General features: G+C 63.7%; 4 protein-coding genes. 3 read left to right on the forward strand and 1 reads right to left on the reverse strand.

What is annotated here, in order from left to right; all coding sequences use genetic code 11:
* Positions 1 to 97 precede the first annotated feature (97 nt).
* Both ACFPB1_RS24425 and ACFPB1_RS24430 read left to right on the forward strand, forming a co-directional pair.
* Positions 98 to 685, forward strand: coding sequence for a sulfite oxidase-like oxidoreductase (locus tag ACFPB1_RS24425; RefSeq protein WP_379228786.1), 588 nt, complete (start codon positions 98 to 100; stop codon positions 683 to 685).
* 335 nt (positions 686 to 1,020) lie between these two features.
* Positions 1,021 to 4,578: a carboxypeptidase regulatory-like domain-containing protein gene (locus ACFPB1_RS24430; protein ID WP_379228784.1), complete on the forward strand. Its 3,558-nt coding sequence runs from the start codon at positions 1,021 to 1,023 to the stop codon at positions 4,576 to 4,578.
* Between the two features lie 125 nt (positions 4,579 to 4,703).
* On the opposite strand, the gene ACFPB1_RS24435 is transcribed toward ACFPB1_RS24430, so the two are convergent.
* A complete protein-coding gene (locus tag ACFPB1_RS24435) occupies positions 4,704 to 10,649 on the reverse strand; it encodes a discoidin domain-containing protein (RefSeq protein WP_379228785.1) in 5,946 nt (1,981 codons plus the stop codon).
* A gap of 483 nt (positions 10,650 to 11,132) precedes the next feature.
* On the opposite strand from ACFPB1_RS24435, the gene ACFPB1_RS24440 reads away from it, so the two are divergent.
* Positions 11,133 to 11,840, forward strand: a complete 708-nt coding sequence (locus ACFPB1_RS24440; RefSeq protein WP_379228787.1) for a DNA alkylation repair protein — start codon at positions 11,133 to 11,135, stop codon at positions 11,838 to 11,840.
* The last annotated feature ends 212 nt before the right edge of the window (positions 11,841 to 12,052 follow it).

A 12,052-nucleotide genomic window follows, 5' to 3' on the forward strand; every position in this document is an offset into this window, starting at 1 on the left:
CGAAGGCGCGAAGCGGGCGGCCAAGACGCTTACGAAGGACTACGAAGACGCCGGACGGTTAATAATCTAAGGGAAACATTAACCCTAAAGGAGCGTGATTGCCGTGAACAACGCATCGGACGCGACGAGAGTTCCGCCGGGACAACGGCTGACGAACGGATTTCCCGTCCTCCATCACGGAGAGGTTCCGTATTACCGCGATATGAGCAAATGGGATTTGCGCCTATTCGGCCTGGTCGAGGAAGAGGCGCGCCTCTCCTATAACACGTTCATGAAGCTGCCGCGCCGGACGTTCGCGAACGACATCCATTGCGTGACGACCTGGTCGAAGCTGGACAACGAATGGGAGGGCGTCGCCGTCGCCACCGTGATGGAGCACGTGAAGCTGAAGCCCGAAGCGAAATACGTCATGCTGCACGCGGAGCACGGCTGGACGACGAACCTGCCGATCGCGGATTTCCTGCGGGATACGTCGTTCTTCGCGATCAAGCATAACGGCGAGCTCCTCTCGCCGGAGCACGGCTATCCCGTGCGCATGGTGGTGCCGCACCTGTACTTCTGGAAGAGCGCCAAATGGCTGCGGGGCGTCGAGTTCATGGCGGCCGACAAGCCCGGCTTCTGGGAACGGAACGGGTACAGCATGTACGGCGATCCGTGGAAAGAGCAGCGATACGACTGGGATTAAACGAAACGAAGCACGCGAAGAAGGCCGTTCGGGCACCGATGCCCGGGCGGTCTTCTTTGCGTGCTTCGCCGCGGGGCTATTCTCCATGTTTCCGGAGCGATGTGATGCGAACGCCCGCCGCCGCAATAGGCCGGGGGAACGCGTCTTTTCGGACTCGTAACCGCCCCGACAAATTACTACAGAACCAAGCCCTAATGCTTACCGCCTATTTAGTCATTAAGTCTGATTGGTAATTCGAACCATTTGCCGGATAATGAAGTCGTTCTCCATGCTCAGTCACGCGTAAGCTGCAACAGGCAATCGACACGAAGGAACTTAACAAGAGGAGGCCGTTTATGGGCAATATTATCGGTCGCGTTTCCCTTCAGCCTGCAGTCGCTCGACCCGGGGAATCCGTGAAAGTCGAAGTGTTCGACACGCATGACAATTCATTAAACGGCGGCGCGTACGAGGTGACGATCAACGGGACGCCGGGGGCGGTCCAGTACCTGCAGTTCCCGTCCGCCGGCCAGCGGAGGCTGATCGTGCGGGCGCGCGCCGAGAACGGCGAGTCGGACCGGCAGGTCGCGCTGCTCGACGTCATCGGCGAACCGCTCACGTTCGCCTCCTATCAGAACGGCAAGGACATCGCCATGATCGGCGTAACCCAGCTGCCGACGAACCCGTACACCGCCGTCCTCTTCCTTGGCTCCTCCGTCGACACCCGCTCGCCGCATCTGCTCGGCACCGGTCCGTCCGTCTCCCCCCGTCCCGACAAACCGTTCGCGCTCGATTCGAAAGCCCTGCAGCTCGCCGGCAAAGGCGCGCTGAGCCGCGTCATGCTCGCCAACTCGCAAGCGCTTAGACAGGTGGAGACGAAGCGTCTTATCAACACGCGTCTGAAGCCCGTCCTCGCGCCGGCGGATCGCCTGCCTCTCCGGCGCCCGCCCCAGGCGACGACCCGGCGGATGGTCGGCGCGGTGTACGACCTCACGGCGATCGACGTGAAGGACGCGCTGAAGCGCGCCGCGACGACCGCGCCGCTGGAATTCGAATGGGACTTCGGCGATGGCACGAAGGCGACGACGCGCACGCCGATGGTCAGCCACGACTTTTTCGCCGCCATCGATCACGCTACGGGCGTCGGCCAATTCACGGTCAGCTGCCGGGCCAAAGCATCCGGCATCCTCGTCCGGCGGACGCTGACGATCCATTCCGCCTACGCCATTTGCAAACGCATCGGCACCGTCGTGCCGCATACGACCGCCGAGCTGTTCGCCCGGAAGCGCTATAACATGCTGAGCGGCTCATTCACCGTACATAACGTCGAAGACGAGCCGATCGTGCTGGACCGGATCTCCGTCACGCCGAGCGCCGACGACGCGGAAGGGGTTTCGCTGCCGCGCCCGTTCGTTGCGCTGCGCCAGCCCGTCACCGTCGCCCCCCGCTCCAAGGCGATGATCGGCGTCAACGTGCCGTTCGTCCTGGACAATCCGCAAGCCGGGGAGCTGCGCTACGACGTCAAGGGCTTCTCGGTGCTGTACGCGGGAACGGTCGGCGCGCATCCCGTGCGCTGCGGCGCCGCGTTCGACGTGCCGGTGCCGGAGTGGAACAAGAAGCCGGAGCCGATCCTTCGGCTGCCGGAGATCCCGAACTTGGAGCGGAAGCCATGGCCCTGGGAGATTGTCCAAGGCAGGCTGGACGACTTGACGAATCCGATTCTGGACATCTCGCAAGCGGGTCATGCCGTGCTCGACGCGAAGACTGGCACGCTCGCGGTATCGCTCGGGACGCTGAACGGCAGCGGGGGCGCAGCCGCGCAGACGAGGGACAAAGCGATGCAGGTCATGCAGAGCGTGTTAGCGCCGGCCGAAGCGGCGATCGAGGCACGCCGGGCCGAGGCGCCGGCGGCGCCGCTTCAACTCCGAAAGCTGCGGCCGGAGCAGCTCGAGCTGAAGGACATCGCGATCCGTCCGCTGCCGAACGTGCCGGTGCGCAACGTGCTGAACGGCCTGAACGGCGTCCATGCGCTTCAGGGTCCGCCGCTGCCGGGCATGGTCGCCGAAGGGCAGATCTGCGACCCGGATAATTTGACCGAGGACGAATTGGCGAAAGCCGAGAAGGGCCAGCTGGTCTGCCAGCTGACGAGCGAGACGACGGACGTCATGATGCCGGCCCGCTGGATGAACGCGCGCAAAGGCGACGTGATCCTGTCCCCGGGCGGCGACGGCATTATCGGCGGCTTGATGCTCAACGTGAGACCGGCGCAGTGGTACAGCCATTCCGGCATCATGACGCGCAACTACGACGAGATCACGCACAGCACGGGCAGCCAGAAACGGCTGATGGACCACCTGATCGGCATCGTGTCCGGCTCGGACGGGTTCGAACCGCATGTGCTGAAATACATTTGGCCCGGCGCGATCACGCAGACCGTGCAGCATGCCATCGAAGGCGAGAACTTCCCGGATCCCGTGTACGACAAGACGTATTCGGTGTCCGCGTTCGGACCGCACGCCGTCGGGGTCACCCATAACGACCAGCTCGTCATGATCCCGCCGCTCGTCCTGAAGCCGGACCCGATGCAGGAGACGCCGGCCGTGCGCACGGCGCTGCACGCGATCGCGACGGACGCGCGCAACAACGCAGGCAGGCCGGGCGTGAAGCCGAAATATCATTATCGCTGGTATTGTTACACCGATCCGACGATCGGCCAAGGCGAGCCGGAAGGGCCGGAAGCCGGCTGGGCGGCCGGCACGCGCCCGTCCGTGTGCTCGTCCTACATCTGGATGCACGCCAAAGCGCGGGGCGCGCAGCTGGAAACGAAACAAGCGCTCGTCACGCCGACCGACCTGGAGCCGGAAGATGTCGCGGCCGGCGCGACGGTCCGGCCGACGACGCCCGACGGCCTGTACAATTATTCCGCCCAGGAGCGTTCGGACGCCGCGTATTGGCTGTACGACACCGTCTACAACCAGGCGTACGAGCTGGCCGGCTGGTTCGGCGAGATATTGACCGACGGCGCGGACGACGTCGCCAACCAATTCTTGAACGCGTTCGCCAACGACGACGCTGACGGCAAAGACAGCACGGCGTGGCAGGACGTGACCGACGCGGACGCCGTCTCGCCGGATGACATGCTCTGGTGGGACGGTCCGTCGCTCGGCGGGCTGTACGGCTTCGCGGAGCCGGCGATCTATCGCGAGCCGCGGGTGGAGAGCTACACGGTCAGCCGATGGAAGAAGGTGCTGAGCCGCGGCACCGTGCGCGGCCATGTGTACGCGGACGGCGCTCCGGTCGCCGGGGCGCTGGTTCAGGTGTTCGAGGGCAAATCCGCGTTCACCGGCAGCGACGGCGGCTACTCGCTCAAGGACGTGCCGCTCGGCGATTATCAGCTTCGCGCGTCCAAGACGATCGACGGCAACCTGTATGCCGCGCAGGTCCACATCAGCCTGCACGCCGAGGACCTCGTCGCGGACGTTCAGCTGCAGCCGCCGTCCGACCGGTTCCGGATCGCGCAGGTGTTCATCGATTTCTGGGGCCGCGACGAGGAGAACTTCGGATCCGACGAGATCAAGGACCCGGGCCCGGAATATTTCGAGCTCGAGCTTGGGCCCGACAAGCTCGTCAATACGGCGACGCGGACGTACAAATGGGGCGGCGAGGTGCGTTTGGAGTACAAATTCACCATGCGCCTGCTGCTCAACAACACGATCGACGTCGAGGTGCAGGGCACACTTTACGAAGGAACCAGCGAAGACAACCGCGATCTCGACGGCCAGGGCAGCCTGACCTTCCATACCGGCGTCGGGCAGACGACCGGCGCGACGCTGACAATCACGAATACGGACGAGGACGACGAGGACGCCGGCGTGCTGAGCATCTCGGTCAAGAACGTCCGCAACACGAACTGACGGCAAGTCCGGCGGCGAGCGAGGAGTACGATCTGGGACGCAAAAAAAAGGGCCGGAGGCCGCCATATCAGGCGGCCCCGGCCCTTCTTGCCGCGAGCGAAGCGATGAGCTCCGCCCGCGAGGGATCAGGCATAGACTTCCAATTCGAACAGCGAGTAGCCGTACTGCGTGTTGCGCTGCGTGCCCGTCACTTTGACGTAGCGGGCTTCGACCGGAGCGAAGAATACGTTGTCGATGCCGCCGTCGCCATCCGACGCGGCATAGACCTGCGTCCAGTGCTCGCCGTCCGTCGAGACTTCGATGGCGTATGCTTTCGCGGAGGCGTTCTCCCAGTTCAGCAGGACGCGGCTGACCGTCTGCACGGCGCCGAGATCGACGCTGATCCACTGCGGATCGGCGAACGCCGATTCCCAGCGCGTGCTCTTGTCGCCGTCCACGGCGCGTTCGCCGCCCTGCAGCGGATTGTCGGACGTGGCCGCCGGCTTGTGCAGCGCCAGGTTGGCCGCCGGCAGCATCGCCTGCACGACGGTGTCGTTCCTATAGCCCGCCGCCAGCACCGTCACCTGGTACGGCTTGGCTTCGGTGAACAAGGCCGCGCTCAGCGTCAGCTTGCCCGCGGTGACCGCATACTGGTCGGCACGAAGCGCCTCGCCGTTCAGTTCGACCGCGTGGATCGCGCCGCGCCAAGCCGGGTCGTCCGCGAACGTCAGCTCGATACGCTTGCCGAGCACGTTATCCGCATCGTCCGGCAGCAGCGCCGGTCCGGTGAGCGGCGCCTTGTCGCCCGCGTACACCTCGAACTCCCAGAGGGAGAAGCCGTACGGCGTGCCGCGCGAGATGCCGTTCATTTTGACGTACCGGGCGCTGACGGGATCGAACGAGAGGTCGTCGATGCCGCCGTTGCCGTTCTCCGTCGCGTATACCGTCTTCCACGTCTCGCCGTCTTCGGAGACGTCGATCGTGTACGCTTTGCCGTACGCGTTCTCCCAGTTCAGGACGACGCGGTTGATCGTCTGGGCGGCGCCGAGGTCGACGCTCATCCATTGATGATCCGCGAAGGCCGATTCCCAGCGGCGGTCCAGCCTGCCGTCGACCGCGTCCGCGCTTGCGCGGTGGTAATCCGGCGAAGACGCCGTCGGTTTGCCGAACGCCAGGTTCAGCGGATTCGGATTCGTTTGGCCCGGGTCCTGTCCCGGATTCTGCCCCGGATTCTGGCTCGGTTCGTCCTTGCCGGCGATCGTCTGCAGCACGACCGCGTCCGCGTAATTCTTCGCTTCGACTGTGATCGTATACGCGCCGCCCTTGGCGAACAAGGCCGCGTTCAGCGCGAGCTTGCCCTCGGATACCGCGTACTGGCCAGCGCCCAGCAAGGCGCCGTCGAGCTTGACGGCCGTGATCGCGCTTCTCCATGCCGCGTCGTCGTCGAACGTGACGACGATCGGCTGGCCGACGGCCGCGTCCGTCGTATCCGCGTTCAGCTCCGGCGCGCTTGGCAGACCGTCGCCGTCGCCGTAGACTTCGAATTCATAGAGAGAGAAGCCGTAGTTCGTCGTGCGCTGCGTGCCGTTCACTTTCACATAGCGCGCGCTGACCGGCAGGAAGCCGATGTCGGCCGGTCCCGGCTTGCCGCTGGTTGTGGCGTAGACGGTCTTCCATGTCTTGCCGTCGGCGGACACGTCCACCGTGTAGCTCTTGGCGGCGGCGTTCTCCCAGTTCAGCAGCACGCGGCTGATGACGCTCTCCGCGCCGAGGTCGACTGTGATGAATTGCGGGTCGCTGAAGTCGGATTCCCAGCGGGTGTTTTTGTTGCCGTCGACCGCGTATTTGCCCGGCTGCTTCGCGTCGTCCGACGTTACCGTCGTTTTGCGCAGGGCGAGGTTGACGTTCGAGTTCGTTACGATCGTTTGCTTGACGGCGGCGGTCGCGAAGCCTTGCGACGTCACGGAGATGTCGTAGCTGCCGGCTTTCGGGAACAGCGACCCGTCGAGCGCGATGCGGCCCGGCGCGATCTGGACGCTGCCGGCGTCGACCGGCTTGCCGTTAACGTTCACGGACGTGATGGCGGTCCGCCAATCCGCGAAATCGTCGAACGCGATGTCGATCGGCCGTCCGGCGCGGTTCATCGTGTCGTCCGCGGTCAATTCCGGCGCGTCGAGCGCGCCGGCCGGCGTGCCGTACACTTCCAGCTCCCACAGGGAGTAGCCGTAATGCGTCGTGCGCTGCGTGCCGGTTACTTTAACGTAGCGGGCGTTCTCGGCCGCGAACGTGATGTCGTCGATGCCTTCGTGGCCGCGCGTCGTGGCATAGACGGTTTTCCATGCCTTGCCGTCCGTGGAGACTTGGACGGTGTAGCTCTTGCCGGCGGCGTTCTCCCAGTTCAGGCGCACGCGGCTGACTTTGTATTCGGATTTCAGGTTCACCGCGATGAACTGCGGATCGCTGAACGCGGACTCCCAGCGCGTGTCCGCCTTGCCGTCGACCGCGAAGGAACCGGCCTTGTTCGGGTTGTCGGACGTGGTCGCCGGCTTGTTCAGCGCCAGGTTCACGGTGCTGTTCGTCGTGACGATCTGCTTGATCGCCGCATCCGGATAACCGGCCGCTTGCACGGTAATGTCGTAGCCCGCTTCGACCGGGAATACGCTGGCGCCGAGCGTGATTTTGCCGGCTTGGACCCGGTAGCGCGAAGCGTCGACCGGCTCGCCATTCACCTTCACGGCGCCGATGGCTTGCCGCCAAGCCGCGTTATCCGCGAATGTCAGCTCGACCGGCTGGCCGACGACGTTCTGCGACGTATCGGCCGTCAGGCGCGGCGGGATGGCTTGATCGAGGTCGGTCGCCTTCGTCGGGTCGACCTTGACGAGCGTCTTCGCGCCCACTTTGGCGGAACCGGTCACGCCGGCCGCGTTATGGAACGTCACGGTGATCGGCGCGTTCGTCGGGTTCCAGATCATCGCCGAGTAGGCGCTGCCTTTCTTGTAGACCGTGGCGCCGGACCAGCCGCTCGCCCAGATGTCCGTCGTGCGCTGGCCGAGCGTTGCCATGTTGTGCACGAACCAGTACGTATCGAAAATTTCGTTCTTCTGCGTGCCTTCGACGGTGAATTTATCAAGCACCGCCTGCGGGTCGCTCAGCGATTCGATCGGCCAGACGATGTGCTGCCACGCGTCCTCCGGCCCTTCGTTGTCCGCGACCATGCCGTTGTACAGATCGGCGGCCTTCTGCGGATCGAAGCCGTAGCTGGTCAAGTATTCGCCGGTCGGCAGCCAGTGGATGCCGTAAATGTTGACCGGATCGCCGCTGAAGAAGGTGCCGAAGTTATACGCGCTGCCGTAGACTTGGCCCGCCGACTTATGGTCGAACGCCGGCAGCCAGTTATCGCCGTCGTAGTTGAACCAGTACTGCTCGACGGCCTTCAGCTCCGTCGTAAAGCCGTAGATGGCGATGTCGCGGTACGCCTTGTCCCCGGACAGCAGCCCCCACATATATTCGCCGACCCAGCCGAACAGCGATTCGCCCGCGGCTTCCTGGTTGTTGCCGTTGTTGTTGTCCCCGTACCCTCCGGCCCACGAATGGCCCTCGTACGGATCGAAGTTGCGCAGGAACGGATACTGCGGGTCGTTCTTCGACGGGTTCGCGTAGTCCCGCACGAGCTGTTCGACCATGCCGCCGTAATTGTCCTTGAAGTCCTGGTCGTAGGTCGCCAGAATAGCGGAGGCGAACACGTAGTAGCCGTATGTGAAATGGTGGTCCGTCAGGCCGGTGTTGGCGCCGAACTCGCTCGATTTGTAATACATCGTCCCCCATGTCGGGTCATAGTACATGAAATAGTCCGGTTCGCCCTTCGTGTACGTGTACCAATCGGTCAGGATCGTGCGCAGCCGGCCGAGGAACATATTCTTGTAGGAATCGTCGCCGACCTGATCCGCGATCAGCACGCCCATGGCGAGCGGATGCAGCACCTTGCCCTGCCAGTACGCGTCGCCGGACATGATGTTCTTCGACGTCGCTTCGTCCAGGTAGGCGAGCTGCTCCAGCAGCGCGTCGCGCGAATACGCCGGATCGCCCGGCTCTGTGAATTGCGGCACGATGCCATAGAAGCGGTCCGTCGTCGTGAACGCGTTGCCCTCATGCAGCTTCAGCGTGCCCCGGATCGACGGATACGACAGCGCCGTCAGCGGTTCGCCGGTCTGCTTCCATTGATGCGGCAGCAGCGCCATCAGCGTCGTGGCTTCGAGGTCCGTCCGCTTCAGGTCGACTGTCGCCTCGAACTTGGTCGTCACCTCGGACGCCGCTTCGTCGAAGCCTGGCGTTACCGTCGTCTGAGTCACGAACGCATAGCCGTGGCGGTAAAAATAATTCAGGTCGCCCGGTGCCGGCATTGCAGCCAGGGACAAGTAATGCTGCCCGCCGCCGAGGCGGATCTTGACCTTATTGCCGACCTTGATGAACGTGGAGCCTTCCGGAGCGAAGACGCCGTAGTGGCGCACGACGGTCTTCTGCTCCGGCGAGCCGTCGACGTTGGTGACGGTGAAGCCGATGTGGTCCGCCGTCAGCGCGTCGCCGTCGGCCGCGAGCACCGGCGAACCGTCGTCGCCGTAGAACGTTGCGGCGACCGGGAAGTACAGGTCCGGCGTCGTCGGATCGCTGAACTCCGAATACAGGTACGGCGAGCCTTTGACCAGCGTCGTCTCCATCTTCTTCGTGTCGTTGTCGCTGAAGACGACGGTCGCGGACCAGTCGCTGTAGCCCGACACGGCGTTCTTGGCGCGCGAGGCGCTGATATTGCCGGCCGACAGGTAGAAATCCGGCGCGCCGTCGGCGGCCTGCGAATTGCCGTCCTTGTTCACCCAGCCGGCGCCCGGATTCAGGACGCCGAGACCTTGCGGCGTATATTTGGACTTGAGCGGAAGCGTCACGAGGCTGTCGCTCAGGTTCTTGATCAGCACGGACTGCCACCAGTCGTTGGAGGCGATCGGCGCGGCGACGCCGGCCGTCTTGTTGATCGGCGGACGCGGCTGAGGCATGGAGATATCGCTCGTCAGGTAGCTGCCCTTGCCGACGTCGACGACCGATGCGGCAGGCAGCGCCGGAATGTCATAGACGGGCTTCGGGTCGCCCGGCACGTAGTCGTACACGCTGAAGTCGTACAGCGAGTAGCCGTAGCTCGTCGTCCGGCTGATGCCTTTCATCCGCACGTAGCGGCCGCTGGCATAGATCGGCGTGTCCATCCAGCCTTCGCGGCCGTTCATTTCGCGGTAGACCGTCGTCCAATGCCCGGCATCGTCGGATACCTGCAGATCGTAGACCCGGCCCGCGGCGTTCTCCCAGTTCAGCCGCACGCGGCCGATGTCGCGGACGCTGCCCAAGTCGACGTAGAGCCATTCGTCGCTCGTGTCCTTGGACGACCAGCGCGTGTCCGGCGTGCCGTCGACCGCGTACTCCGGAAGCGGCAGCGGCTTGCCTGGCTCGGTTTGCTGGTAGGACGACGCCTTCACGGGGCGGTTCTTGGCGACGTCCTCGCCGAGCACGACCGGTGACGGATTCGTGCCGCCCTGGCCGTACACTTCGAATTCATAGAGCGAGACGCCGTAATTGCCGGAACGCTGGAGCGACAGCATGCGGACGTAGCGTCCGGCAGCTGACAGCGCGATCGTATCCGTGCCGCCGTCGCCGGCCGGCTGGACATACACGTCCTTCCAGTCCGATTCGTCATCGGATACCTGGATCTTGTAGGACTTGGAGTAGGCGTTCTCCCAGCGGAGCACGACCTTGTCGATGTCGGCGACGTCGCCGAGGTCGACGTAAATCCATTGCGGGTCCGCGCTGAACGCGCTGCCCCAGCGGGAATCGCCGTTACCGTCCACCGCCTTCTCGGGCGACAGGCCGCCCTCCATAGACGAGGCGTAGGCCGCGCCCTCGTACGAGAGCAGGCGCGAGACGCCCTCCGCCTTCGCGGCGCTTGCACTCGGAACCGGCGAGACGTTGACCGCGCCGAGCGTCATCGAGAGCGCGAGCGACAATGCAGCGATACTGCGGCTTTTTTTGAAACGTTTGGTGGTGCGTGATGCCATTCTCGAACTCCCTCCTCAGAATCGTCCCCTTGCCAGGGGAGTAGGGTACTGCCGTTTGCGTTTGCTTGCGAAACCCGGGTTCCGTTTGCGGAGAACTAGTTTCACGGCGTCATTATATGCTGTCGAATTCCGTTCAACAATGGGCACAAAATCCTAGCGAATTTTGTCTAATGGGTCTTTAAATCTATTATAGGGTAGGGGTTGTAAGATATTGGCTGGAAATATTAACGGAAATCCATTGGATAAAATCGCCATTCGGGATGATTCGGACGGGATTCTTCGCGAAAATCGACATGAAACCTATAATAGGCATAAAGGCCTGAGCGTATCGGGTCAACTTTAGCAAAATTTGATCTTTCGGAGGGCCCTCCGGGATGCCGAAACGGCCATGATGGCCTGTTCTTGGGACTGGCTTACCGCGGCGACCGGTTGTGGTATAGTGGAGGAAACACAGGATTGGGAAGCGGAGGCGCATATCGCATGATGACATACGAAGACGTGATGCGGCAGCTGGAGGAGATGGGCACCGCCCAGACGAAGAAGACGTTCCTGAACCACGGCGCGCGGGAGCCGCTCTTCGGGGTGAAGATCGGCGATCTGAAAAAGCTGGTTAAGGCGGTCAAACAGGACCAGGCGCTCGCAAGCGCGCTGTATGAGTCCGGCAACAGCGACGCGATGTATTTGGCCGGCCTGACGGTTGATCCGGCGGCCTTATCGAAGGAGCGGCTGCGGGCCTGGGCGGCGAAGGCGAATTGGTATTTGCTCGCGGAGACGACCGTTCCTGGCTTGGCGGCCGAAGGACCGCACGGGCGCGAGCTCGCCCTGGAATGGATCGCGTCGCCGGATGAGCTGGTCGCGGCCTGCGGCTGGAGCACGTACGCAAACCTCGTCTCGATCAAGCCGGACGAGGTGCTCGACCTCGCGGAGCTGCGCGGGCTGCTCGGGCAGGTGCGGGAGACGGTGCACGCGGAGCGGAACCGCGTCCGGTACGCGATGAACGCGTTCGTCATCGCGGTCGGGGGGTACGTGTCGGCGCTGCACGAGGAGGCCGCGGCCGTCGCGGAGGCGATCGGCAAGGTGCGGGTGGACGTCGGAAACACAGCCTGCAAGGTGCCGGTGGCGGCGGACTATATCGCCAAGCTGGCGGGGATGGACCGGGTCGGGCGGAAGCGGAAGACGTGTATTTGTTAAGCAGGCGGGCGGGACGGCCGTCACAACGTGGATGGCCCATGAAACGCGAACAAGCAGCAGCCTTCGGCCGAAGGCTGCTGCTTGTCGTGTACGCCCAGCATGGGCGTCATCTCTAGGGTGAAAGTCCCGAACGGGGGCTGGCGAACGCCTACCGTTAGCCAAAAGCAAGGGTGTCCGCCGCGAGGCGGAATCTGAAGGAAGCTTACGGCAAA

Source organism: Paenibacillus sp. GCM10023250, assembly GCF_042653205.1.
Classification (GTDB): domain Bacteria; phylum Bacillota; class Bacilli; order Paenibacillales; family Paenibacillaceae; genus Paenibacillus_Z.